General features: G+C 71.8%; 21 protein-coding genes and 1 pseudogene. 14 read left to right on the top strand and 8 right to left on the bottom strand.

Going from position 1 to position 24,760, the window contains the following annotated elements; genetic code table 11:
• Positions 1-21: 21 nt before the first annotated feature.
• Positions 22-561 (bottom strand): GNAT family N-acetyltransferase, encoded by a 540-nt coding sequence (locus BUE41_RS23800; protein ID WP_200804085.1) that lies wholly within the window; start codon positions 559-561, stop codon positions 22-24.
• Between the two features lie 121 nt (positions 562-682).
• Here BUE41_RS23800 and BUE41_RS23795 point away from each other — a divergent pair.
• Positions 683-1,327, top strand: a pseudogene (locus tag BUE41_RS23795) (SDR family oxidoreductase); the annotation flags it as partial.
• 68 nt (positions 1,328-1,395) lie between these two features.
• On the opposite strand, the gene BUE41_RS32190 reads toward BUE41_RS23795, so the two are convergent.
• On the bottom strand, positions 1,396-2,565 hold the full coding sequence (locus tag BUE41_RS32190; protein WP_159444957.1) for a carboxylate--amine ligase: 1,170 nt from the start codon (positions 2,563-2,565) through the stop codon (positions 1,396-1,398).
• Positions 2,566-2,833: 268 nt separating this feature from the next.
• Between BUE41_RS32190 and BUE41_RS23790 the strand changes: the two genes are divergently transcribed.
• On the top strand, positions 2,834-3,283 hold the full coding sequence (locus tag BUE41_RS23790; RefSeq protein ID WP_073459544.1) for a nitroreductase family deazaflavin-dependent oxidoreductase: 450 nt from the start codon (positions 2,834-2,836) through the stop codon (positions 3,281-3,283).
• A 257-nt stretch (positions 3,284-3,540) separates the two neighbouring features.
• On the opposite strand, the gene BUE41_RS23785 is transcribed toward BUE41_RS23790, so the two are convergent.
• Positions 3,541-4,497 carry an alpha/beta fold hydrolase gene (locus tag BUE41_RS23785; protein WP_073459543.1) on the bottom strand — a complete coding sequence of 319 codons (957 nt, stop codon included), beginning with the start codon at positions 4,495-4,497 and terminating at the stop codon, positions 3,541-3,543.
• 125 nt (positions 4,498-4,622) lie between these two features.
• On the opposite strand from BUE41_RS23785, the gene BUE41_RS23780 reads away from it, so the two are divergent.
• A complete protein-coding gene (locus tag BUE41_RS23780) occupies positions 4,623-5,246 on the top strand; it encodes an LLM class flavin-dependent oxidoreductase (protein WP_234997522.1) in 624 nt (207 codons plus the stop codon).
• The gene (locus BUE41_RS32185; RefSeq protein ID WP_234997520.1) at positions 5,243-5,476 is read left to right on the top strand and encodes a hypothetical protein; all 234 of its coding nucleotides are present in this window, start codon (positions 5,243-5,245) and stop codon (positions 5,474-5,476) included. Before BUE41_RS23780 ends, BUE41_RS32185 begins: the two co-directional genes overlap by 4 nt.
• Here BUE41_RS32185 and BUE41_RS23775 read toward each other — a convergent pair.
• The 4 genes from BUE41_RS23775 to gltB all read right to left on the bottom strand — a co-directional run bounded on the left by BUE41_RS23775 (position 5,473) and on the right by gltB (position 12,631).
• Complete coding sequence (locus tag BUE41_RS23775) at positions 5,473-6,108, bottom strand: NADPH-dependent F420 reductase (protein ID WP_073459542.1); 636 nt, start codon at positions 6,106-6,108, stop codon at positions 5,473-5,475. The genes BUE41_RS32185 and BUE41_RS23775 overlap by 4 nt on opposite strands.
• A 74-nt stretch (positions 6,109-6,182) precedes the next feature.
• A complete protein-coding gene (locus tag BUE41_RS23770; RefSeq protein ID WP_073459541.1) occupies positions 6,183-6,527 on the bottom strand; it encodes a winged helix-turn-helix transcriptional regulator in 345 nt (114 codons plus the stop codon).
• Between the two features lie 76 nt (positions 6,528-6,603).
• The gene (locus BUE41_RS23765; protein WP_073459540.1) at positions 6,604-8,058 is read right to left on the bottom strand and encodes a glutamate synthase subunit beta; all 1,455 of its coding nucleotides are present in this window, start codon (positions 8,056-8,058) and stop codon (positions 6,604-6,606) included.
• Positions 8,051-12,631, bottom strand: coding sequence for a glutamate synthase large subunit (gltB, locus tag BUE41_RS23760; protein ID WP_073459539.1), 4,581 nt, complete (start codon positions 12,629-12,631; stop codon positions 8,051-8,053). Before gltB ends, BUE41_RS23765 begins: the two co-directional genes overlap by 8 nt.
• Positions 12,632-13,497: 866 nt before the next feature.
• Here gltB and tig point away from each other — a divergent pair.
• The 5 genes from tig to BUE41_RS23730 all read left to right on the top strand — a co-directional run bounded on the left by tig (position 13,498) and on the right by BUE41_RS23730 (position 18,353).
• The gene (gene tig / locus BUE41_RS23750) at positions 13,498-14,976 is read left to right on the top strand and encodes a trigger factor (RefSeq protein WP_073459537.1); all 1,479 of its coding nucleotides are present in this window, start codon (positions 13,498-13,500) and stop codon (positions 14,974-14,976) included.
• Between the two features lie 210 nt (positions 14,977-15,186).
• Positions 15,187-15,789: an ATP-dependent Clp protease proteolytic subunit gene (locus tag BUE41_RS23745; RefSeq protein ID WP_084755738.1), complete on the top strand. Its 603-nt coding sequence runs from the start codon at positions 15,187-15,189 to the stop codon at positions 15,787-15,789.
• 37 nt (positions 15,790-15,826) lie between these two features.
• Complete coding sequence (locus BUE41_RS23740; RefSeq protein ID WP_073459536.1) at positions 15,827-16,480, top strand: ATP-dependent Clp protease proteolytic subunit; 654 nt, start codon at positions 15,827-15,829, stop codon at positions 16,478-16,480.
• 162 nt (positions 16,481-16,642) lie between these two features.
• Positions 16,643-17,917, top strand: a complete 1,275-nt coding sequence (gene clpX, locus BUE41_RS23735; RefSeq protein ID WP_073459535.1) for an ATP-dependent Clp protease ATP-binding subunit ClpX — start codon at positions 16,643-16,645, stop codon at positions 17,915-17,917.
• A gap of 154 nt (positions 17,918-18,071) precedes the next feature.
• Positions 18,072-18,353, top strand: coding sequence for a DUF6457 domain-containing protein (locus BUE41_RS23730; RefSeq protein WP_073459534.1), 282 nt, complete (start codon positions 18,072-18,074; stop codon positions 18,351-18,353).
• A 10-nt stretch (positions 18,354-18,363) separates the two neighbouring features.
• On the opposite strand, the gene BUE41_RS23725 is transcribed toward BUE41_RS23730, so the two are convergent.
• Positions 18,364-18,792, bottom strand: a complete 429-nt coding sequence (locus tag BUE41_RS23725; protein WP_073459533.1) for a PPOX class F420-dependent oxidoreductase — start codon at positions 18,790-18,792, stop codon at positions 18,364-18,366.
• Positions 18,793-18,881: 89 nt separating this feature from the next.
• Between BUE41_RS23725 and BUE41_RS23720 the strand changes: the two genes are divergently transcribed.
• The 5 genes from BUE41_RS23720 to BUE41_RS23700 all read left to right on the top strand — a co-directional run bounded on the left by BUE41_RS23720 (position 18,882) and on the right by BUE41_RS23700 (position 24,669).
• On the top strand, positions 18,882-19,586 hold the full coding sequence (locus BUE41_RS23720; RefSeq protein ID WP_073459532.1) for a hypothetical protein: 705 nt from the start codon (positions 18,882-18,884) through the stop codon (positions 19,584-19,586).
• Between the two features lie 67 nt (positions 19,587-19,653).
• Positions 19,654-22,275 (top strand): valine--tRNA ligase, encoded by a 2,622-nt coding sequence (locus BUE41_RS23715; RefSeq protein WP_073459531.1) that lies wholly within the window; start codon positions 19,654-19,656, stop codon positions 22,273-22,275.
• A complete protein-coding gene (locus tag BUE41_RS23710) occupies positions 22,272-23,849 on the top strand; it encodes a bifunctional folylpolyglutamate synthase/dihydrofolate synthase (protein ID WP_407691683.1) in 1,578 nt (525 codons plus the stop codon). Before BUE41_RS23715 ends, BUE41_RS23710 begins: the two co-directional genes overlap by 4 nt.
• 103 nt (positions 23,850-23,952) lie before the next feature.
• Complete coding sequence (locus BUE41_RS23705; protein ID WP_234997519.1) at positions 23,953-24,297, top strand: DUF4233 domain-containing protein; 345 nt, start codon at positions 23,953-23,955, stop codon at positions 24,295-24,297.
• Between the two features lie 45 nt (positions 24,298-24,342).
• A complete protein-coding gene (locus tag BUE41_RS23700; RefSeq protein WP_073459530.1) occupies positions 24,343-24,669 on the top strand; it encodes a DM13 domain-containing protein in 327 nt (108 codons plus the stop codon).
• Positions 24,670-24,760: the final 91 nt, after the last annotated feature.

Raw genomic sequence — 24,760 nt, 5'->3', positions numbered from 1 at the left:
CGGCATGGTCGCAGACTCGACCTAGAGCTCGTCGAACGGTGCGGCGTAGCGGAACGTGCCCGACGGCACCCGCCCGGTGCCGAACGTGCGCACCTGGAACGCCCCGCCCCATGCCGGGTCCGGCGCGGCGATGCCCGCCTCCACGGCCGGGCGGAACCCGAAGCGGCAGTAGTAGCGCGGTGAGCCGAGCAGGCACACCACCGTCTCGTCGGTCGCCTCCGCCGCCCCCAGCAGCGCGTGCATGAGCGCGCTGCCCACCCCGCGGCGCTGCCAGGCCGGGACCACCCCGAGCGGGCCCAGACCCAGCGCTGGGGCGCCGGACGGCTCGATCGTGCCGCGGGTCGCGATCACGTGCCCCACGACGTCGGCCCCCGGCGCGTCCGGGGCGGCGAGTGCGACCAGTGACAACGCGGGCAGGAACCACGGCCCGGCCCGCAGCCGGTCGACGAGGTCGGCCTCGGCCACCGGCGCGCCGTCCTCACGCGCGAAAGCGGCCAGATGCACGCCGCGGACGCGGGCGTGATCGGCGCGAACCTCCCGGCGCACGAGCACGGGCGGCATGATCGCGCGTGGGGCGGAACCGTGCAAATCGCTTCACTCGCACCGGTGGTCTCGGACCGGCTGATGATCGTGTCCAGACCCGTCGCCCTCGTCGCCGGGGTCGGCCGGCGCAGCGGCATCGGTGCCGCGGTCGCCCGACGGCTCGGCGCCGCCGGCGTCGACCTGTTCCTGCACACCTGGTCGCCCGCCGACGCCGAGCAGACCGGGGGCCGATCCCGACGGCGGCACCGGGATCCCGGCGGAGATCGCCGAGGCGACCGGCGCCCGGGTGGAGGCGTTCGCGGCCGACCTGGCCGACCCGCCGGCGCCCGCAGCGGTCGTCGATGCCGCCGGCGCCGTGTTCGGCCACGTCGACGTGCTGGTCGCCGACCACGCCCGCAGCAGCGAGCAGGACCTGGAGCACCTGACGGCCGAGGAGCTGGACCTCAGCTACGCGGTGAACACCCGCGCCACCCTGCTGCTGGTCCAGCAGTTCGCCCGCCGGCACGACGACGGCCGCCTCGGGCGGGTCGTGCTGCTCACCTCGGGCCAGCACCGCGGGCCGATGCCCGGCGAGCTGCCCTACATCGCGTCCAAGGGGGCGTTGCGCCAGGTCACGGCGAGCCTCGCGGCCCACCTCGCGCCCGGCAAGATCACCGTGAACACCGTCGACCCGGGCGCCACCGACACCGGCTGGCCGGACGAGGCGACCCGGGCCGCGGTGCTCGAGTACGAGCCGATGGGCCGCTGGGGCGAGCCGGACGACGCGGCGTGGCTGCTCGCGTGGCTGGCCGGGCCGGACGCCGGCTGGGTCACCGGTCAGGTGATCGTCTCCTCGGGCGGGGCCCGTGACCGCTATCCGCGGGGGCTGCCGCGCCGCCGCGCGACCCGCACGGCGCGGCGCAGGACGTTCAGCGTCGGGGCCGGGTCGCGCAGCGACAGCACCGCGTGCGACGTGCCCCGGTGCGGTACGAGCCCGCGCAGGGCGGCCGCGCGGCGCCCGGCGCGGAACGTGCCCCACAGCGCCATCACGTCCTCCTCGGAGCGGAACCGCACGCCGACGCGGTACCCGCTGAACGGCGGCCGCTCGCCGAGCAGCAGCGCCGTCCAGATCGCGGGGAGGTTCGCACCGGCGTCGACCGCGAGCGCGAGGGAGTGGTAGACGCGCGGATTGAGGTCGATGACGTGGTGCCCGTCGGGCGTGCTGATCATCTGGAGGTTGAACAGCCCGCTCCAGCCGAGGTCGCCCAGCAGCGCGCGGGCGGCGCGGTCCACGTCCGGCTCGATGGGGACGGTGCGGGCGTAGCAGACCACCCCGCAGTCGAGCGGCCATGTCCGCTCGGCCAGCTTGTGCACGGAGGCGACGACCTCGCCGTCCCAGGCCACGCCGTTGACGGTGCGGATCGGCCCGATGAGGTACGGCTGGACGAGCGCGGCCTTGCCGGGCAGCACCTCCAGCGCTGCTGCCAGCTCCCGCGGATCCCGGGCGCGCACGACCTCGTAGCGCTGCAGGCCGGATGCATCGGCGAGCTCGGACCGCACCGGCTTGACGACGACCGGGTAGGGCTGGTCGGTCCGGCCGCCCCGCAGGTCGTCCAGGGTGATCAGCTCGGTGGGCGGCACCGCGAACCCGGCATCGGCAGCCCGCTGCGCGAGGCTCTGCTTGTCGGTGGCGGCGATCGTCAGCTCGGGCGGCGGGGCGCCCACGGCGACGTCGTCCGGGAACAGTCCGCGGTGCTCGCCCAGCGCGAGCAGTGCGGGCTCCGTGCCGGGCAGGACGACTCGGGCACCGATCCGGTCGGCCGCTTCCACCAGCTCCTCGGTGAACGCGAGCGGGTCGATCCGCGGATCGGTGACGCGCACCGAGCCGGCCGCGGCGCGGGAGAGGGCGCCGTAGGAGCCGTCGACCGGGTCGGCGACCCACGGTTCGAACCCCGCGGAGCGGAGCGCTCGTACGGCGGCGAGCCCACCGGAGTACTCGGCTCCGCTGAGCAGCACACGGATGCTTCGGCCGTACAACTCCACCGGAGCACCGTAGGGGGTCGGTCGAGGGGCCCGTGCACCCACACCCTGCATTCTCCGTCGCCCTGCGTCCTTCCTCGATCACGGGGGATGAGGCAGTCGGCTTTGCGGGGAACGTCCGGTTCGGTGACACGCAGCGCACTCGGCGGATACGGGGCGTCATCGCGATAAGCGTCAGGGAGAGCACCGCTCTTGACAGTGATCGATGGAAGCGATTCACTGGTCTCATCAGAGAGCAGTGCTCTCGTAGAATCGATCCCAGGAGGTTCCCATGACCACCCGCACCGTTCCCCTCACCCGGGTCGACCGGATCGTCAACGGTGTGGTGGCCGGGCTCGTGCGGCTCGGCCTCGGCTTCCGGGACCGGCGTGTGCTCGCCGTGCGCGGCCGCAGGACCGGCGCCGTGCGGACCGTCCCGGTCAACCTGCTGGTCATGGACGGGCAGCGCTACCTCGTCGCGCCGCGCGGCGAGACCCAGTGGGTGCGCAACCTGCGCGCGGCGGGCGAGGGCGAGCTGCGGCTCGGTCGGCGCGTCGAGCCGTTCACCGCCGTCGAACTCGCCGACGACGAGAAGGTGTCCGTGCTGCGCGAGTACCTGCGCCGCTGGGCGTGGGAGGTCGGCCGGTTCTTCGACGGGCTCGACGCCTCCTCCGACGACGGCGCGATGCGCGCCGCGGCGCCGGGTCGCCCGGTGTTCCGGATCCTGGAGCGCTCGGCGTGATCGACGCAGCGGCGGCCCACGGTCTGCAGGGGACGACCGCTGGAAGCTTGTTGACCGGGTACCGACGAGGGCTCCCCAGCCCGCCGGACCCGGTCATCCACTGCAACGGTTCCGATGCCCGAGAGGTGCGCCCGATCCGCACGCACCGGTGAACGGCCTGACACGGTCGGTGATCGGTAACTGACGATCAACGCGCCGGGCGGTTGCCGCCGGCCGACGCGCGGTCGCGCGTCGTCGCGGCACGGGCGAGTCGTCCGTCACGGGAGCGAGGCGGCGAACTCCAGCAGGGCCGCGTTCACCTCGTCCGGCTGCTCCTGCTGGGTCCAGTGCCCGCAGCCGGGCAGGAGCGCCACCCCGCGCAGATCGGCCACCACCTGCGACATGCTCTCGACGAGCACGTCGACGGTTCGGCCGCCCACGACCAGATCGGCCTCCCCGGCCAGGTACCGGGCGGGCGGGGTGACCCGCGCATCCCGCCACGGGCGCGTCAGCGCCCAGTTGCGGTCGAGGTTGCGGTACCAGTTGAGCCCGCCGGTGAAGCCGTGCTCGGCGAACGTCTGCGTGTAGACGTCGAGATCCTCCTCGGTCAGCCACGCCGGCAACGCGTCCGTCTCCGGCAGGGCGGTGAGGAAGCCGTGCTCGGCCGATGGGGCCGTGGGGGTGCCCGTGCCGGAGGTCGCGGCGAACAGCCGGCGCAGGAACCCGCGCGGATCGGCGCCCAGCTCGGCGTCGGCGACCCCGAGCTGCTGGAAGTAGAGCATGTAGTGGTGCGGCCCGAAGCGGCGCTCGATCGCCGCGGTCGGCGTCCGCCGGGGACGCGGCTCCAGCGGCACCGAGAGTCCCACCACCCCGCGGACCCGGTCTGGCCGCAGCAGTGCCGTGTGCCAGGCGACCGGCGCGCCCCAGTCGTGGCCGACGACGACCGCACGCTCGGCACCGACCGCGTCGAGTACCCCGATCACGTCCCCGACCAGGTCGAAGATCGTGTACGCGTCGACGGTTCCCGGAGCGTCGCTCCCGCCGTACCCGCGCTGGTCCGGTGCCACCGCGCGGTAGCCGGCCTCAGCGAGCGCGGTCATCTGGCGCCGCCAGGAGTACCAGCACTCCGGGAACCCGTGCAGCAGGAGGACGACCGGGCCGCCGGCGGGGCCGGCCTCGGCGATGTGCAGGGAGATCCCGCCGGCGTCGATCGTGCGGTGTGTGATCTCGGTCATCGGGCGACCTTAGATCGGGACCTGCTGGTCAGGAGGTGTTCGTTCGCCGCGGTGCGGCTGGGAGCGCACTGAGAACGGTTTGACACCGAAGTCATCGATATCGAACGATGAGGTATCAAACATTGATGCCGTCGTCGGAGGTCGTCATGGACATTCCCGCCAAGCCGTTCCGCTTCGGCGTCGTCGCCACCCCGCACGCCGGGCCGGACCGGTGGATCGCGACCGCCCGGCGGGTCGAGGAGCTCGGCTACACGACCCTGCTGATGCCCGACGGCATCCAGCTGCCCTCGCCGTTCCCGGCGCTGGCGATCGCCGCGCAGGCTACGCAGGAGCTGCGGGTGGGCACGTTCGTGCTGGCCGCGCCGCTGCGCACCCCGTACCAGGCGGCCTACGAGGCGCACAGCCTGAGCGTGCTCACCGCCGGCCGGTTCGACCTGGGGATCGGCACCGGCCGACCGGTCGTCGAACGGCAGGCGGCCACCGTCGGGCTCCCGTTCGGCACGGCCGCCGAGCGCCGGGCCCAGGTCGAACGGACCATCGCGACGCTGCGCGAGCTCGACGGCGACGCCCACCGCACCCCGGTCCTGATGGCCGCGCGCGGCCCGAAGGCGCTGCGGTTGGCCGCCCGGCTCGCCGACACCGTCACGCTCGCCGCGGACGCGCGCGCCGGCCGGAGCGAGGTCGCCGCCATGGCCGCCGCCGTGCGCACGGCGCCGGGGAGCGCGCCGCGGACATCGAACTGGCCGTGAACGTCTTCGTGGTCGGCGACGAGCTGCCCCCGCAGATGGCCCGCTACATCGGCGTGGACCTGGCGGAGCTCGTCGCCGTCGACTCGATGGCCCTGCTGCGCGGCGGCCCCGGCGAGATCGTCGACGAGCTGCGACGCCGCCGCGACACGACGGGCATCTCGGCGGTCTCGGTCAGCGAGCCGTTCCTGGAGGTGTTGGCACCCGTGGTGGAACGGCTCACCGGAACCTAGCCGGCTGTGCCGACCGAGAGCTGGAACACCGACAGCGGATCCGCCCCGGAGAACAGGTGCCGGATGATCACCGCCGACGCCGCCTCCTGGTACAGCGCGTGCTCCATCCCGCCCGCGTCGAACGGCTCCGCGCCGACGTCGCGCACGAGCTGCGCCGCGACCGCCTTCGCGTCCTGGTGGCCGACGATCGGGGCGACGAGCGGCCGGCCGCCGAAGGTGGCGCGGGTCGCCCACACGTCGGCGTGCGCGTTGTGGAACGCCTTCGCGACGCGCGCCCCCGTCCTCACCGCGATCCGCCCGGCCAGTGATTCGCCCGGCGGCAGGTCGAGCGTGAAGTTCCCGGTCTCGACCGGGTTGGTGCAGTCGATCAGGATCGTGCCGGCCAGCGTGCCCTCGTCCGCGCCCGCTGCGACGAGCGTCGGGTCGACGCCTGGGTAGAGCACCGCGAGCAGGACGACCTCACTGCGCTCCGCGACGACGCGCAGCGGCGCGTGTTCGGCGCCGACGTGCTCGGCAAGCGCCTGCGCCTTGGCCGGTGTGCGGCCGCCGAGCACGACCCGATGACCGGCCTGCACCCAGTGCGGCACGAGCGCGGCCGCCATGCGGCCCGCGCCGAGGACTCCGATCTCCATCTCGCCTCCGAGGTCGGGTGGTTGGACCCGGCCGATCCTGGGCGGCCGTGGGGCACCGGACGGTGCCCCACGCGTCAGTCAGCGCCGCGCGCCGCGAGCAGCGCTTCCGTGTTCTGCTCCGCCCAGCGGGCGAGGGAGCGCACCGGCTCGAGGAGGGTCTCGCCGAGCGGGGTGAGGCGGTACTCGCTGCCCGGCGGGGCCGCGGGGATGCGCCGCCGCTCGACGAGCCCGTTGTCCTGCAGCTTGCGCAGGGTCTGGGTCAGCATCTTCTTGCTGATGCCGCCGATCCGCTCCTGCAGCTCCGCGTAGCGGTGGGGGCGCTGTCCGAGCGCGTGGATCACGACGACCGACCACGCGTCGGCGATCAGCTGCAGCGTCGTTCGCGCCGGGCAGTCGGCGAGGAAGACGTCGTGCTCCATCGGCACATCGTAGGGAGGAAACGCGCACGGCCCGCCGGACCAGCAGGTCCGGCGGGCCGTGCACAGCGTGTGCGACTTACGAGATCGGCCGGTCGGTCGGGTTGATCGGCCGCGGCAGGATGTCCCGCCCGGTGAGGTAGGCGTCCACGCCCGCGGCCGCCGCCCGGCCCTCGGCGATCGCCCACACGATCAGCGACTGGCCACGGCCCATGTCGCCCGCGGTGAACACGCCCTCGACCGAGGTCATGAACGAGTCGTCCCTGGCGACGTTGCCGCGCTCGTCGAACTCGACGCCGGGATCGACGAGCAGCTTGCTCTTCTCCGGCCCGACGAACCCCATGGCCAGCAGCACCAGCTGCGCGGGCAGCACCTTCTCGGTGCCCTCCACCGGGACGAACCGGCCGTCCGGACCGCGGCGCACCTCGACGATGCGCACCCCGGCGAGCTTGCCCTGCTCGTCGCCCACGAACTCGGTGGTGTTGACCGAGTAGAGCCGCTCCCCGCCCTCCTCGTGCGCCGAGGAGACCCGGTAGATCATCGGGTACGTCGGCCAGGGCATGGTCTCGGTGCGGTGCTGCGGCGGCATCGGCATGATCTCGAGCTGCGTCACCGACAGCGCGCCCTGGCGGTGGGCGGTGCCGAGGCAGTCGGCGCCGGTGTCACCGCCACCGATGATCACCACGTGCTTGCCCTCGGCGGTGATCGGCGGTTCGGCGATGTCGCCCTGCTGGACCTTGTTGGCCCACGGCAGGTACTCCATCGCCTGGTAGACGCCTTCGAGATCGCGACCGGGGACGGGCAGGTCCCGCCACGCCGTGGCGCCACCGGCGAGCACGATCGCGTCGAAGTCCGCGCGCAGCTGCTCGGCGGTGATGTCGGTGCCGACGTCGACGGAGGCGCGGAAGTGCGTGCCCTCCTCGCGCATCTGCTGCAGCCGCCGGTCCAGACGGAACTTCTCCATCTTGAACTCGGGGATGCCGTAGCGCAGCAGCCCGCCGATGCGGTCGGCCCGCTCGAACACGACCACGTCGTGCCCGACCCGGGTGAGCTGCTGGGCCGCCGCGAGCCCGGCCGGCCCGGAGCCGACGACCGCGACCTTCTTGCCGGTGCGCACCGGGGGCCGCACCGGGGTCACCCAGCCCTCGTCCCACGCCCGGTCGATGATCTCGATCTCGACCTGCTTGATGGTGACCGCGTCGTCGTTGATCGCCAGGACGCACGCCGCCTCGCAGGGGGCGGGGCAGAGCGTGCCGGTGAACTCCGGGAAGTTGTTCGTGGCGTGCAGCCGCTCCGCGGCCTTGCGCCAGTCCTTGCGGTAGACGAGGTCGTTCCACTCCGGGATGAGGTTGCCCAGCGGGCAGCCCTGGTGGCAGAACGGGATGCCGCAGTTCATGCAGCGGCCGGCCTGCTTCTCCAGCGTGGCGCGCGAGAAATCCTCGTAGACCTCTTTCCAGTCCCGCAGGCGCAGCTCGACCGGGCGACGGGTCGGCCCCTGCCGCGGGGTGGTGAGGAACCCCTTGGGGTCACCCATGTGCGGCCTCCATGATCGCGGCGTTGACGTCGCGGCCCTCCGCCTCGGCGGTGGCCTGCGCCTTCAGGACCCGCTTGTAGTCCTTCGGCATGATCTTGGCGAACCGGTTGACCGACTCCTCCCAGTCGGTGAGCAGCCGCTTCGCGACTGCCGAGTCGGTCTCGGTGTAGTGGCGCTCCACGACGTCGCGCAGGAACGCGCGGTCGTCGTCGTCGAGCGGGTCGATGTCGACCATCTCCGGGTTGACCCGGTGGCGCGGCAGGTCGAGCACGTACGCGATGCCGCCCGACATGCCGGCCGCGAAGTTGCGGCCGATCTTGCCGAGCACGACCACGCGGCCGCCGGTCATGTACTCGCAGCCGTGGTCACCCACGCCCTCGACGACGGCCAGCGCGCCGGAGTTGCGCACGCAGAACCGTTCGCCGACCACACCGCGGATGAACGCCTCGCCGGAGGTCGCCCCGTACAGGATGACGTTGCCGGCGATGATGTTCTCCTCGGCCGCGAACGGCGCCGACGGGTCGGGCCGCAGCGTGAGCCGCCCGCCGGACAAGCCCTTGCCGAAGTAGTCGTTGGTGTCACCGACCAGCCGCAGCGTGACGCCCTTGGGCACGAACGCGCCGAAGCTCTGCCCGGCCGAGCCGGTGAAGGTGACGTCGATCGTGTCGTCGGGCAGGCCCTCGCCGCCCCACCGCTTGGTGACCTCGTAGCCGAGCATCGTGCCGACGGTGCGGTTGACGTTGCGGATCGGCATCTCCAGCCGGACCTTGTCGCCGGAGGAGAGCGCCCCCTCCGACAGCTGGATCAGCGTGTTGTCCAGCGCCTTGTCCAGCCCGTGGTCCTGCTTGCGGGTGCACAGCCGCGGCGTGCCCGGGGGCAGGTCCGGCACCGCGAAGATCGGCGAGAGGTCCAGGCCCTTGGTCTTCCAGTGCCGGACGGCGTCGTTCGTGTCGAGCACCTCCGCGTGCCCGACGGCCTCGGCGATCGAGCGGAAGCCGAGCGCAGCCAGGTACTCGCGCACCTCCTGCGCGATGAAGCGCATGAAGTTGACGACGTACTCGGGCCGTCCGTCGAACTTGGCCCGCAGCTGGGGGTTCTGCGTCGCGACCCCGACGGGGCAGGTGTCGAGGTGGCAGACCCGCATCATGATGCAGCCCGACACCACCAGCGGCGCGGTGGCGAACCCGAACTCCTCGGCGCCCAGCAGCGCCGCGATGATCACGTCGCGGCCGGTCTTCAGCTGCCCGTCGGCCTGCACGACGATCCGGTCGCGCAGGCCGTTGGCCAGCAGCGTCTGCTGCGTCTCGGCCAGGCCGAGCTCCCACGGACCGCCGGCGTGCTTGATCGACGACAGCGGCGAGGCACCCGTGCCGCCGTCGTGGCCCGAGATGAGCACGACGTCGGAGTACGCCTTCGCGACGCCCGCCGCGACCGTGCCGACGCCGACCTGGCTGACCAGCTTCACGTGGATGCGGGCCCGCGGGTTGGCGTTCTTCAGGTCGTGGATGAGCTGCTTGATGTCCTCGATCGAGTAGATGTCGTGGTGCGGCGGCGGGGAGATGAGCCCGACGCCCGGCGTCGAGTACCGGGTCTTGGCGATCCAGGGGTAGACCTTCGCGCCGGGCAGCTGGCCGCCCTCACCGGGCTTCGCGCCCTGCGCGATCTTGATCTGGATGTCGTCGGAGTTGACCAGGTACTCGCTGGTCACGCCGAACCGACCGGACGCGACCTGCTTGATCGCGCTCCGCCGCGAGTCGCCGTTCGGGTCGGGCGTGAACCGTTCGGGGTCCTCGCCGCCCTCACCGGTGTTCGACCGCGCGCCGAGCCGGTTCATGGCGATCGCCAGCGTCTCGTGCATCTCCTTGGAGATGGAGCCGTACGAGATCGCGCCGGTGGAGAACCGCTTGACGATCTCCTCGACCGGCTCGACCTCCTCGATCGGCACCGGCGGGCGCACGCCCTCCTTGAACGTGAACAGGCCGCGCAGCGTCATCAGCCGGTGCGCCTGCTCGTCGACCGCCCGCGTGTACTCCTTGAAGATCTCGTAGCGGCCCTGGCGCGTGGAGTGCTGCAGCTTGAAGACCGTCTGCGGGTTGAACAGGTGCAGCTCGCCCTCGCGGCGCCACTGGTACTCGCCGCCGACGGGCAGCGTGCGGTGCGCCGGGCGCACCCCGTCCGGCGGGAACGCACGCCGGTGGTGGCGGAGCACCTCCTCGGCGAGCACGTCGAAGCCGACCCCACCCAGCCGGGACGTGGTCCCGGTGAAGCAGTAGTCGATGACCTCCTTGCTGAGGCCGACGGCCTCGAAGATCTGGGCACCGGTGTACGAGGCCACCGTCGAGACGCCCATCTTCGACATCGTCTTGCGCACGCCCTTGCCGAGCGCCTTGACGAGGTTCTTCGCCGCCGTGGCCGGGTCGACGCCGGGGATCTCGCCGCGCAGCGCCATCTCCTCGACCGTGGCCATCGCCATGTACGGGTTGACCGCGGCCGCGCCGAAGCCGAGCAGCAGCGAGATGTGGTGCACCTCGCGGGCGTCCCCGGACTCGACGAACAGCCCGACCCGGCTGCGGGTCTTCTCCCGCACCAGGTGCTGGTGCACCGCGCCGACCAGCAGCAGCGACGGGATGGGCGCCTGCTCGCGGGTGACCTCGCGGTTGGAGAGCAGGATCAGCCGGGCGCCGCCCTCGATGGCCGCGGACACCTCGGCGCAGATCTCGTCGAGCCGCTCCTTCAGGCCCGCACCGCCGCCGTCCGCGGGGAACGTGCCCCTCGCGGTGTAGACCTTGAAGCCCGGCTTGTCGCCGTCGTCGTTGATGTGGACGATCTTGGCCAGATCGTCGTTGCCGAGTACGGGGAACGGCAGGACGATCGTGCGGCAGCTGGCCGGCGTGGCGGCGAGCAGGTTCTGCTCGGGCCCGAGCTGGCTGGTCAGCGAGGTGACCAGCTCCTCGCGGATCGCGTCCAGCGGCGGGTTGGTGACCTGCGCGAACAGCTGGTTGAAGTAGTCGTAGACCTGCCGCGGGCGCTCCGAGAGCACCGCGATCGGCGCGTCGTTGCCCATCGAGCCGATCGGCTCGTTCCCGCTGGCCGCCATCGGCTTGAGCAGGACCGACAGCTCCTCCTCGGTGTACCCGAACGCCTGCTGGCCCTGCACCAGCTCGGCCTGCTCGGGCACCTCGCGCTCCCGCGCGGGCAGGTCCTTGAGGTGGATCAGCCCGGCGTGCAGCCAGTCGGCGTACGGGTGCTCCGCCGCCAGGGCGCCCTTGATCTCGGCGTCGTCGACGACCTTGCCGGCCGCGGTGTCCACCAGGAACATGCGGCCCGGCTCCAGGCGGCCCTTGCGCACGACCGCGCCCGGGTCCACGTCGAGCACGCCCACCTCGGAGGCGAGCACGACGGTGCCGTCCTCGGTGATCCAGTAGCGGGCCGGCCGCAGACCGTTGCGGTCGAGCACGGCGCCGATCTGGGTGCCGTCGGTGAAGCAGACCAGCGCGGGACCGTCCCACGGCTCCATCAGCGTGGAGTGGAACTCGTAGAAGGCCCGGCGGGCCGGGTCCATCTCGGTGTGGTTCTCCCACGCCTCCGGGATCATCATCAGCACCGCGTGCGGCAGGCTGCGACCGCCCAGGTGCATCAGCTCCAGCACCTCGTCGAAGGTGGCGGAGTCGCTCGCGTCCGGGGTGACGATGGGGGAGAGCCGGGCCAGGTCGCCGGGGATCAGGTCGCTCTCGAGCAGCGCCTCCCGGGCGGCCATCCAGTTGCGGTTGCCGCGCAGCGTGTTGATCTCGCCGTTGTGGGCGACGTACCGGTACGGGTGCGCCAGCGGCCACGCCGGGAACGTGTTCGTCGAGAACCGCGAGTGGACCACCGCGAGCGCGGTCGTGATCCGCTCGTCGGCCAGGTCCGGGTAGAACGGCACGAGCTGCGGCTCGGCGAGCATGCCCTTGTAGACGATGGTGCGCGGCGACAGGCTCGGGAAGTAGACGCCGGTGGCGTGCTCGGCGCGCTTGCGCAGGCAGAACGTGCGCCGCTCGAGGTCGATGCCGGTCTCACCGGCCTTGCCCGCGACGAACAGCTGCTTGAACGCGGGCATGGCCGCGCGCGCCGTCGGGCCGAGGTCAGCGGCGTCGGGATCGGTCGGGAGGTCCCGCCAGCCCAGCACGACGAGCTGCTCCTCGTCGGCGAGCCGGTTGATCTCGGCGATGGCCGCATCCGCCTGGGCGGTGTCGGTCGGCAGGAAGGCGAGGCCCGCGGCGTACGCGCCGGCGGGCGGCAGGTCGAAGTCGACGACCGCCCGGAAGAACTCGTCCGGCACCTGGATCAGGATCCCGGCGCCGTCACCCGTGTTGGTCTCGGCGCCGCGGGCTCCGCGGTGCTCGAGGCGCAGCAGGGCCGTGATCGCCTTCTCGACGATGTCGTGGCTGCGCCGACCCTTGAGGTCGGCCACCATCGCGACACCGCAGGCGTCGTGCTCGAACTCCGGGGAGTAGAGCCCACCCGCCGACGGTGGGGACGGAACGACTGCCGGGCTGACGTGCCCGGGGTTCGTCCCAGCAGGCGTCTCAGCCAAGAGGACCTCCTGTCGTCTCGGTGCACCCCGACCTGACGGCATCGGGACGACGGTGCTGAAAAGTGGGGAGAGACTACGTGACTAGGCCGTCCGGATGCCTCCGGAGGGCGAACCGGAGCAGCCCGCAGCACCGAAGACCGTTGGTTCGTGGCCGCGGACGCCGGTGCGACACGACCGGAGGCTGTGGTGGGCTTCGGCCGGGTTCGTGCAGGTTGCAGGGCGCACGCGTCGGTGGGTGCGGGTTCCGCAGAACAATGTCGCACGTCGTGCCCGCAGCGCGCCATACGGAAGGGGAGTGAGTAGCGCAACCTCCCGTTCACATTGCGCGGAACCGCTGAACGGGTACAACCGCATGACGTGCGACACCCACGGAGGGTGGCGGATCACTCTCGCCGCACGTCAGACACGGTCGAGTGGACGGCGGCCGGGGTCCGTGACCGGCGCCACCGACTCCCCGCGGCGGCCCGGGCGGCGGCCGTCGCCGGGTCGTGGCGGCTGTAGTCCATCACGGTGATGATCCGGCCGAGCGGGCCGCTGGTGCCCGTCCGCGGGCTCCGCTCGCGAGAACGGCTCGCCTCATGGACAGGCCCCGCAGCCGCGTTGCCCCGGTCGGGTGACCGGCCGGCTCCACCGCGGGTCGCCGCGGTGGCCTGCCCGATGTCGGGTAGCACCCGCCCGACCGGCGCGGCGCCCACCCCCTAGACTCGTCGGGTCCGGTCGTGCGCCCGCGAGCTCCGGCTCACGGGCCTGCCGCGACCGCGGCGACGAGCCAGAACACGCCCGCCGGTGGCGAGCGGCGAGGGAGCCCGTGTGCGTCCCGGGCCGCCGTCGCACGTTCCACCAGTTCCACCGATGAGGAGTATGCAGTGAAGAGCACCGTCGAGCGGCTGAGCCCGACCCGGGTCCGCTTCAACGTCGAGGTGCCGTTCGACGAGCTCAAGCCGGACTTCGACCGCGCGTACAAGTCGCTCGCCAACCAGATCCAGGTCAAGGGCTTCCGCAAGGGCAAGGTGCCCGCGCGGGTCATCGAGGCGCGCATCGGCCGCGGGCCCATCCTGGACGAGGTCGTGAACGCGGCCATCCCGCGCCGCTACGAGGAGGCCGTGACCTCCTCGGAGGAGAAGCTGCAGCCGCTCGGCCGCCCGGCGATCGAGGTCACCGAGCTCGCCGACGGGGAGCGCCTCGCGTTCACCGCCGAGGTCGACGTGCGCCCGGAGATCACACTGCCCGACCTGTCGAGCATCTCGGTGACCGTCGACCCGGTCGAGGTCTCCGACGAGGACGTCACCGAGCAGCTGGACAACCTGCGGGCCCGCTTCGGCACCCTCACCGGGGTCGACCGGCCGGCGCAGAAGGACGACTTCGTGCTCATCGACCTGTCGGCCAGCGTCGACGGCAAGCCGGTCGAGGAGGCGCAGACGAGCGGCTTCTCCTACCAGGTCGGGCAGGGCGGCCTGGTCGAGGGCATCGACGAGGCCATCATCGGGCTCTCGGCCGGCGAGGAGCGCGTCTTCACCACCAAGCTGGTCGCCGGCGAGTTCGCCGGGCGCGACGCCGACGTCACCGTCAAGGTGACCGCGGTCAAGGAGCGCCACCTGCCCGAGGCCGACGACGAGTTCGCGCAGCTGGCCAGCGAGTTCGACACGCTCGAGGAGCTGACCGAGGACCTGCGCAACCGGCTGGCCCGGGTCAAGCGCATGGAGCAGGTCGGCTCGGCCCGCGACAAGGTGCTCGACGCGATCGTCGAGGCCACCGACGTGCCGCTGCCCGAGGGCATCGTGCAGGCCGAGGTCGACGCGGCGCTGCACGACGCCGTGCACCCGTTCGACCACGACGAGGAGAAGTGGGTCGCGGCGCTCGAGGCGCAGGGCACCACCCGCGAGGAGTGGGACCGCAAGACGCGCGAGGCCGCCGAGAAGTCGGTGCGCTCCCGGCTGATCCTCGACGCGCTGGCCGACGCCAACGACGTCACCGTGTCCGAGCAGGAGCTCTCCGAGCGGATCGTCTTCCAGGCCAGCCAGTACGGCATGCCGCCGGAGGAGTTCGTCCGCCGCCTGCAGGAGGCCGGCCAGCTGGGCGTCCTCTACGCCGACGCGCGCCGCAGCAAGGCGCTGATCCAGGCCGTCCGCCAGGCCACCGTGGTCGACACGGCCGGTGCACCGGTCGACCTGTCGGAGTTCCTCGGCCCGGACGAGGACGCCCCTGGATCGAGCACCGAGTCGAGCACCGAGTCGAGCACCGAGTCGAGCACCGAGGCGAGCACCGAGGCGAGCACCGAGGCAGCGGCTGAGGACTCCTCCGACGACGCTGCGCAGGCCCCGGCGGCGTCGGGCACCGCGTCCTGACGAACGACCGACACGCCGGTCCGCACGCCCAGAGCGAACAACGCGGGTCCGTGGCCCGGCCGGCGCCGGTTTCCGCGTAGGGTCAGGAAGCGTGACAGGGGCTGACCGATTGGTTGCCGCAACGGCGATCGGCGAAAGCAGGGTGAAGTGAGGGATCAGGTGAATCGTCGGGTCGGGTCCCCGTTGTCGCGCAGCGGTTCCGGGTTCGGGATGGGACTCTCGGACTCGGTGTACGAGCGCCTCCTCGCGCAGCGCATCATCGTGCTGGGCCAGGAGGTCGACGACGAGATCGCGAACCGGATCTGCGCGCAGCTGCTGCTGCTCGCGGCGGAGGACTCCGAGCGCGACATCATGCTCTACATCAACTCGCCGGGCGGCTCGGTCACGGCGGGCATGGCGATCTACGACACGATGCAGTGGATCAAGCCCGACGTGCAGACCGTGGCGATGGGCCTGGCCGCGTCGATGGGCCAGGTGCTGCTCACCGCGGGTGCGCCGGGCAAGCGGCTGGCCCTGCCGCACGCCGAGATCCTGATGCACCAGGGCTCGGCCGGTGTCGGCGGCGACGAGTCCGACATCGTGATCCAGTCGCGGCGGCTGAGCCGGATCAACCGCCAGCTCGCTGAGCTGACCGCGGCGGCGACCGGCCAGTCGGTCGAGACGATCATGCGCGATGCGGATCGCGACCGCTGGTTCACCGCGCAGGAGGCCATGGAGTACGGCCTCATCGACAAGATCATCCCGATCGGGCAGTTCGCCCGCGGCTTCGACGGCGTCAACTCGAACACCAGTGGCACGAACGGGGCGTCCTGAGATGGTGGGCGATTCATTCGACGGAGGTTTCAGGGCGATGTACTACCCGGGCTTGAATCCCCAGTCGGTGTACAACGTGCAGTTCGAGGAGCGCACGAACTACGGCGTGCGCACCATGACGCCCATCGCGAAGCTGTTCGAGGAGCGGATCATCTTCGTCGGCGGCACGATCGTCGGTGAGGCCGCGGACCAGCTGATGGCGCAGCTGCTCGTGCTGGAGTCGCTCGACCCGGACCGCGAGATCACGATGTACATCAACTCGCCGGGGTCGGGTCCCAACGACGAGTACGCCGACGACATCTACTCGCTCACCGCCGTCTACGACACGATGCAGTACGTCCGGCCGGACATCCGCACGGTCTGCCTCGGGCAGGCGGTGTCGACGGCGGCCGTGCTGCTCGCCGCGGGCGCCCCGGGCAAGCGGCTCACGGTGCCGAACGCGCGGGTGCTGATCCGGCAGCCGCGCAGCGGCTCGCCGCGCCGGGCCCAGATCACCGATCTGGAGATCAAGGCCCGCGAGGTGTCGCGGACCCGTAAGCTCCTGGAGACCACGCTGGCCCGGCACACGGGCAAGTCGGTCGAGGAGATCCGCCGCGACATCGAGCGCGAGAAGATCCTGACGGCCGAGGAGGCCAAGGAGTACGGGATCGTGGACGAGATCATCCAGAGCCGCAAGCTCTCCGCGGTCTGAGCCAGAGGGCAGGTTTCCGCATCTACAGCAGGGTTCTGCACGTCCGGTCGGCGCGTCACCCGAATCTCCGTGGCGCTGATGCTCCCGCGGGGGCGCGTCGACCGGGTACCGTCACTAGGGCGCGTCGGACGGGCGCGCCAGATGGGACTGGGGTCTGCGCTCATGGCACGCATCGGTGACGGCGGTGACCTGCTCAAGTGCTCGTTCTGCGGGAAGAGCCAGAAGCAGGTCAAGAAACTCATCGCCGGCCCTGGGGTCTACATCTGCGACGAGTGCATCGATCTCTGCAACGAGATCATCGAGGAAGAGCTGGCGGAGTCGAACGACGTCAAGCTCGACGAGCTGCCCAAGCCGGCCGAGATCCACGAGTTCCTCGACCAGTACGTCGTGGGCCAGACGCAGACCAAGCGCACGCTCGCGGTCGCGGTCTACAACCACTACAAGCGCATCCAGGCGGGGGACAAGGGGCGCGACGGCGACAACGTCGAGCTGGCCAAGTCGAACATCCTGATGCTCGGCCCCACGGGCTGCGGCAAGACGTACCTCGCCCAGACCCTCGCGAAGATGCTGAACGTGCCGTTCGCGATCGCGGACGCCACGGCTCTGACCGAGGCCGGTTACGTCGGTGAGGACGTCGAGAACATCCTCCTCAAGCTGATCCAGGCTGCGGACTACGACGTCAAGCGCGCCGAGACCGGGATCATCTACATCGACGAGGTCGACAAGATCGCCCGCAAGTCGGAGAACCCGTCGATCACCCGGGACGTCTCCGGCGAGGGCGTGCAGCAGGCCCTGCTGAAGATCTTGGAAGGCACCACGGCGAGCGTGCCGCCGCAGGGCGGGCGCAAGCACCCGCACCAGGAGTTCATCCAGATCGACACGACGAACGTCCTGTTCATCGTGGCGGGTGCCTTCGCCGGGCTGGAGAAGATCATCGCCGATCGGATCGGCAAGCGGGGCATCGGCTTCGGTGCGGACATCCGCTCGAAGAACGACCTCGACGTCTCGGAGACCTTCGCCGAGACGATGCCCGAGGACCTGATCAAGTTCGGTCTGATCCCCGAGTTCATCGGCCGGCTGCCGGTCGTGGCCTCGGTGACCTCGCTCGACAAGGAAGCGCTGGTCAAGATCCTCACCGAGCCGCGCAACGCGCTGGTGAAGCAGTACCAGAAGCTGTTCGAGATGGACGGCGTCGAGCTGGAGTTCACCCCCGACGCGCTGTCCGCGGTGGCCGACCAGGCGATCCTGCGCGGCACCGGCGCCCGCGGCCTGCGGGCGATCATGGAGGAGGTCCTCCTCCCGGTGATGTACGAGATCCCCAGCCGCGACGACGTCGCCAAGGTGGTCATCACCGAGCAGACCGTGCGCAGCAACGTCAACCCGACGATCGTGCCGCGCACCCCGCCGCGCCGGGAGCGCCGCGAGCGGTCCGCCTGAACCTCCGTCGAGAACGAGTTGCGGTGATCAACAGGCCCTGTTGATCACCGCAACGTCGTTCTCGACGTGTGCGTCACTCCAGAGCGTGTGAAGGTCGTCGCACTGAGCGCCGGGAAACGGGCGTGCCGCCACCGGGGAGGGCTACCGTCGCAGAATGCCTGCCACTAGTAACGCGACCGCCCTGTTCGACTGGGTTACCTCGGTGGCCGCCGAGCTCGGCATCGAGGACGCGGTCGACCCCGACTCGATCGTCGACACCGTCCTCGACATGACGGCCGACGTCGCCCAGACCGTCAGCCGGCCCAGCGCCCCTGTCACCGCGTACCTGCTCGGGATCGCCGCGGGCCGGTCCACCGACCCGAAGGCCGCGGCGCGGGAGCTCGCCACGAAGGTCACCGCCCTCAGCGGTGGGTGGCGGAAGGCCGAGGCCGGCTGACCGGCCGGGGTCAGCCCGTCACATCGAAGTCCGACAGCACCTTGACGGGGCACAGGCGCACCAGCAGTTCGCCCGCGACCCCGTTGCGTCTGCCGAACTCCTCCGCGCGCTCGGCGCCCATGTACCGGGCGCCGATGCGCGTGGCCCAGGCGCGGAGCTCGTCCAGGTCCTCGGAGGCCGTCGCGGTGCCCTGCACCTGCACGTAGGAGTATGGCGGGCTGCTCTCGTCCACGCACAGCGCCAGGCGTGGGTCGCGCATCAGGGCGCGGCCCTTGGCCGACAGTGCGCCGGTGGTGAACACCAGCTCGTCGGTCCGTTCGTCCACGACGAACCAGACCGGGGCGACCAGCGGCCGCCCGTCCTTCGCGGCCCACGCCAGCTTTCCCGTGCGCGTGCCTTCGGACAGGAACGCGCGCACCTCGTCGGTGAAACCCACCACCAGCGCAGCCTAAGGGTCCGTCCGGGCGGACTCCCGTGGCATCGCGCGGGTTCGCGATGCAGGATTGCCGTGTGCAGACGGTGTGTGGGATGGCGCGGAGCGTGCAGCGGCTGGTGGTCCGCCGCCGTCCTGCCGCACCACCCGTCCCGCCGGTGCGACTGCTCGCCGTGGGTCGCCGCCCGCTGGTGACCGACAAGCTCGGCCCGCAGCGCTACGCCGGCGCGACGCTCGACCAGGTCGACTCCACGACGTGCGGCAGCGCCGTGCTCGTCGCCATCGCAGCGTGGGCGGAGCCCGCGGAGCTGGAGCGCCTGGAGGGCACCGGTCGGGCCGTGGCCGGCTCCGGCCTCTCCGCGGCCACTGCCACGTCCGCGGTGGGCTTCGGGGCTCGCTACGACGTGCGCCAACTGCAGGTGCACCGCGAGTCCACCCGGTTCTGGCCCGCAGCGCTGGGCACCTCCCCGTGGGGGATGGTGGCGTGGCTGCGCCGGCACGCCCCGGCCGCGGGCCCGTACCGGGTACGGCTGGTGGACGACACCTCCGCCGCCGACCTCGGCGAGGCGATCGAGTCGGTCGACCGCGCCCTCGCCGCCGGCCGGCCCGTGCCGCTCCTGGTCGGCACGTTCATCCCGCGGCACTACGTGATGGCCGTCGGTGCGGGGCCCGCCGGGTGGCGGGTCTACGAGCCGACGAGCGGCGAGGTGCGCGAGGTGCCGCGCGACGCGGTGCGCGCCCACGCCACCCGCCGGCTGCTCGGGTTCGACCGGCTGCACGCCCTGCTGCTGCCCGTCTGACGCCGCCCGGTTAGCAGGAGTCACTGCCGCGCGCAAGTGCCGTGCGGGCCGCTCGTAGACTTGGGGGGTGACCGAGACCCTCCCCACCCGAGCTGCCGACCTGCCCGCCCAGTGGAACCCGGGCGAGGTAGAGGTCGGCATGTACGAGCGGTGGGTCGAGGCCGGCTACTTCGAGGCCGACCCGACGAGCGGACGCCCGCCGTACTGCATCGTCATTCCGCCGCCCAACGTCACCGGCAGCCTGCACTACGGGCACGCCATGGACCACACGCTCATCGACATCCTGACCCGCCGCAAGCGGATGCAGGGCTACGACGCGCTGTGGCTGCCCGGCATGGACCACGCCGGCATCGCGACCCAGAGCGTCGTGGAGCGCCAGCTCGCCGAGAACGGCGAGCCGAGCCGGCGGGAGATGGGCCGTGCGGCGTTCGTCGAGCGCGTGTGGCAGTGGAAGGCCGAGTCCGGCGGCCTGATCCTGAGCCAGATGAAGCGGCTCGGCGACGGCGTCGACTGGACCCGCGAGCGCTTCACCCTCGACGAGGGGCTGTCGCGCGCCGTGGTCACGATGTTCAAGCGCATGTTCGACGACGGCCTGATCTACCGGGCCGAGCGGATGGTCAACTGGTCGCCCGCCCTGCAGAGCGCGATCAGCGACATCGAGGTCGACCACAAGGAGGTCGAGGGCGAGCTCGTCTCCATGCGCTACGGCGACGGCGAGGACTCGATCGTCGTGGCCACCACCCGCGTCGAGACGATGCTGGGCGACACCGCGGTCGCGGTGCACCCGGAGGACGAGCGCTACTCCCACCTGGTCGGCAAGGAGATCGTGCTGCCGATCGTGGGGCGACGGATCCCGATCATCGCCGATGAGCACGTCGACCCGGAGTTCGGCACCGGGGCGGTCAAGGTGACGCCGGCCCACGACCCGAACGACTTCGAGATCGGCCGCCGCCACGACCTGCCGATGCCGACGATCCTCGACGAGTCGGGCGTCGTCACCGGCACCGGTACCCGCTTCGACGGGATGGACCGCTTCGTGGCCCGCGAGGCGATCAAGGAGGAGCTGCGCCGGCAGGGCCGCATCGTCAAGGAGGTCCGGCCGTACAAGCACTCGGTCGGGCACGACTCGCGCACCGGCGTGGTCATCGAGCCGCGGCTGTCGCTGCAGTGGTTCGTCAAGGTCGAGTCGCTGGCGAAGCGGTGCGCCGAGGCCGTCCGCTCCGGGGAGACCGTGATCTACCCGCGGGAGATGGAGGCCCGGTTCTTCCAGTGGGTCGAGTCGATGCACGACTGGTGTATCTCCCGGCAGCTGTGGTGGGGCCACCGCATCCCGGTGTGGTACGGGCCGAACGGCGAGGTCGTCTGCGTCGGCCCGGACGAGGAGCCGCCCTCCGGCGAGGGCTGGGTGCAGGACGAGGACGTGCTGGACACGTGGTTCTCCTCGGGCCTGTTCCCGTTCTCCACGCTCGGCTGGCCGGACGACACCCTCGACCTGCGCACGTACTACCCGAACTCCGTCCTCGTCACCGGCTACGACATCCTGTTCTTCTGGGTCGTCCGGATGATGATGTTCGGGACCTACGCCACCGGGAAGTCGCCCTTCGCCCACGTCTACCTGCACGGGCTCGTCCGCGACGAGCACGGGGCGAAGATGTCGAAGTCCAAGGGCAACGTGAAGGACCCGCTGGAGCTGATCGACGCTTACGGCGCCGACGCGCTGCGGTTCACGATCGCGCGCGGCTCCAACCCGGGTGCCGACATGTCGCTGTCGGAGGACTGGGTCGCCGGCTCCCGCGCGTTCGGCACGAAGCTGTGGAACGCCACCCGGTTCGCGCTGTCCAAGGGCGCGTCGCCGACGCTGCCGCTGCCGAAGCGCCCGACCGACGCCGACGCCTGGATCCTCGGCCGGTTGCGCGAGGTCGCCGCAGAGACCGACGCGCTGCTGGACGAGTACCAGTTCGCGAAGGCCGCCGAGGGCCTCTACCACTTCACGTGGGACGAGTTCTGCTCCTGGTACGTGGAGCTGTCGAAGGCGCAGCTGGCTGACGAGGCGACCGCCGAGGGCACCCGCGCGGTGCTCGGCCACGTGCTGGACACGATCCTGCGGTTGCTGCACCCGATGATGCCGTTCATCACCGAGGCGCTCTGGCAGGCGCTCACCGGTGGTGAGTCGGTCGTCATCGCGGAGTGGCCGAAGGAGCCCGGCGCGCCGGTCGACGAGGGCGCCACCCAGCGCATGGCCGACCTGCAGCGCCTGGTCACCGAGATCCGCCGGTTCCGCTCCGAGCAGCGGGTCCCGGACAACCGCCGGATCGCCGCGAAGCTGATCGGCCTCGACGAGGCGGGCCTCGGCGGGCACCGCAACGCGATCGCGTCGCTGGTGCGCCTGACCGAGCCCGGCCCGGAGTTCTCCACGACCGCCACCCTGGAGGTCGTCCTCTCGACGGGCCGCGTGCACGTGGAGATCGACACCTCGGGCGCGATCGACGTCGAGGCCGAGCGCACCCGGCTGAACCGGGATCTCGCCGCGGCGCAGAAGGAGCTGGCGCAGGCGGAGAAGAAGCTGGGCAGCGAGGCGTTCCTCGCGAAGGCGCCCGCCGAGATCGTGGAGAAGATCCGCGCCCGGCACGCCGCCGCGCTCGCCGAGATCGAACGGATCAACTCCAGGCTGGCGGCGCTTCCGAAGTGAGCGGTCCCGAGGACGACTTCGACGACGCCGCGGACTTCGACGGCGTGGACTTCGACGGGGACGACCACCGCTTCGCGGACGAGGACGGCTCCGACGAGGAGGGCGACCGCCGCCCGTCGGGCGCGGAGGGCACCGGTGAGGTGCTCGACCACGAGAACGCGCTGATCGCGCACGTCCTCGACCAGATCCGCGGCTCGGAGAACCCCGACGTCGTCCCAGCGCAGTCCACGGTGGCGGGGTTCGCCGAGTTCCTCGCCGTCGACGCGGTGCTGGACAAGCGCTGGCCCGAGTCGGTGATGGAGCCGTCGCTGGACCGGATCCGGGCGCTGATGGAGGCGCTGGGCGAGCCGCAGCGCGGCTACCCGGTCGTGCACGTGACCGGCACGAACGGCAAGACGTCGACCGCGCGCATGGTGGACGCGATCCTCACCGAGATCGGGCTGCGCACCGGTCGCTACACGAGCCCGCAGCTGCAGCGCACCACTGAGCGCATCAACGTCGACAACCGGCCGATCACCGCGGAGCGGTTCGTCGAGCTGTACCGCGAGGTCCTGCCGTTCGTCGAGATCATCGACGCCCGGATGGGGCAGTTGTCGAAGTTCGAGGTGCTCACCGCGATGGGGTTCGCGGCGTTCGCCGACGCCCCCGTCGAGGCCGCGGTGATCGAGGTCGGGCTGGGTGGCCAGTGGGACGCCACCAACGTCGCCGACGCGTCGGTCGCGGTGATCGCGCCGATCGGCGTCGACCACGTCGAGTACCTCGGCGAGGACGTGCTGTCGATCGCGCGGGAGAAGGCCGGGATCATCAAGCCCGGCTCCGTCGCCGTGCTGGCCGAGCAGGACCCGCAGGTGGCCGAGCTGCTCCTGCGGCGCTGCGTCGAGGTCGACGCGCAGGTCGCCCGCGCGGGCTCGGAGTTCGGGGTGCAGGAGCGGGAGCTGGCCGTCGGCGGGCAGCGGCTCACCCTCAAGGGGCTGGGCGGCGTGGTCGACGACATCTTCCTGCCGCTGCACGGCGAGCACCAGGCGAGCAACGCCGCGCTCGCGCTGGCCGCGGCCGAGGCGCTGGTCGGGGCCGGGCCGCAGCAGCCGATCGATCCCGACGTCATCCGGGCGGCGTTCGCCTCGGTGCAGTCGCCGGGCCGGCTGGAGCGGCTGGCGTCGGCCGGGGACGGGCCCACGGTGTTCACCGACGCCGCGCACAACCCGCACGGCGCCCGCGCCCTGGCCGCCGCGCTCACCGCGGACTTCCGCTTCGAGCGCCTCGTCGGCGTGCTGGCCGTGCTGCAGGACAAGGACGTGCGCGGCATCCTCACCGAGCTCGAACCGGTCCTGCACGAGGTCGTCGTCACCACCAACTCCTCGTCGCGGGCGATGGACGCCGACGAGCTGGGCGCGCTGGCGAGCGAGGTGTTCGGTGCGCAGCGGGTGTCCGTCGAGCCGGAGTTCTCCCGGGCCGTGGAGGAGGCCAAGGAGCTGGCCGAGGAGGGTGGCGACTCCGGCGTCGGCGTGGTGATCACTGGCTCGGTGGTCACGGCGGGCGAGGCGCGCACGCTCTTCGGGCGGGAGCCGGCATGACCGGATCCGCCGGAGCACCGGAGTGTGGACCGTGAGTGGCCGGCCTGAGGGGGCCGCGGATCCACCGGAGCCGGGCGGGGGCGTCGACCGGAGCATCCGCGGGGTGTTCGCTGCGGCGCTCGGGCTCGAAGCCATCGTCGTCGGACTCGCGCTGCTGGTGCTGCCGAAGTTCACCGAGGCCCCGTCCGGCGCCGGGATCGCGATCATCGGCGCCCTCGCGGTGGCGATGCTGGTCGCGGCCGGCCTGCAGCGTCGCCCGTGGGGGCTCGCGGTGGCGCTCCTCCTGCAGGCGGCGGTGATCGTCGCCGGGTTCGTGCTGGTCCCTGCCCTGGGCGTCATGGGCGTGGTGTTCGCCGGGGTGTGGGCGTTCCTGCTGTGGGTCCGCCACGACGTGGCCCGTCGGCAGGCCGCGGGTGAGCTGCCCGCGCAACAGGTTCGCGAACAGTAGGCAACGAACCGGTCACGACGGCGCCTCCTGCGACACCCTGGGCAGATGCGCTCCGTGCTGCGCCGTCCCGTCGTCGTCACCGGGCTGGGGATCGCGGCCGTGCTGGCCGTGGTCGCCCTCTTCGTGTTCGAGCCGTGGAAGCTCGTCGTCGACGAGCATGTGGACGAGGCCGTGCCCACAGCGCCCACAGCGGTCGCAGCACCTGCGGGGCCCGCGGCGGCCGCCGAGCCGATGGTGCTGGCCCGCGGCGAGTTCGTCGCGCACGAGCACGCCAGCAGCGGCAGCGTCGTGGTGCTCGGTCTGCCCGACGGTTCGCGGGTGCTGCGCCTGGAGGACCTGCGCACCAGCAACGGTCCGAAGCTGCGGGTCTAGCTGTAGTGACTCAGGACGTTGTTGTCAGTGCTCGACGGCGTGTCGGCTTGAACGAGGGGAGGGCCTCCGGGCGAGGTGGGTGTGTCTGAGG

This window comes from Pseudonocardia thermophila (assembly GCF_900142365.1).
GTDB lineage: Bacteria > Actinomycetota > Actinomycetes > Mycobacteriales > Pseudonocardiaceae > Pseudonocardia > Pseudonocardia thermophila.
The sequence above is the reverse complement of the archived record's forward strand: the minus strand, read 5'-3'. Positions and strand labels throughout refer to the sequence as shown.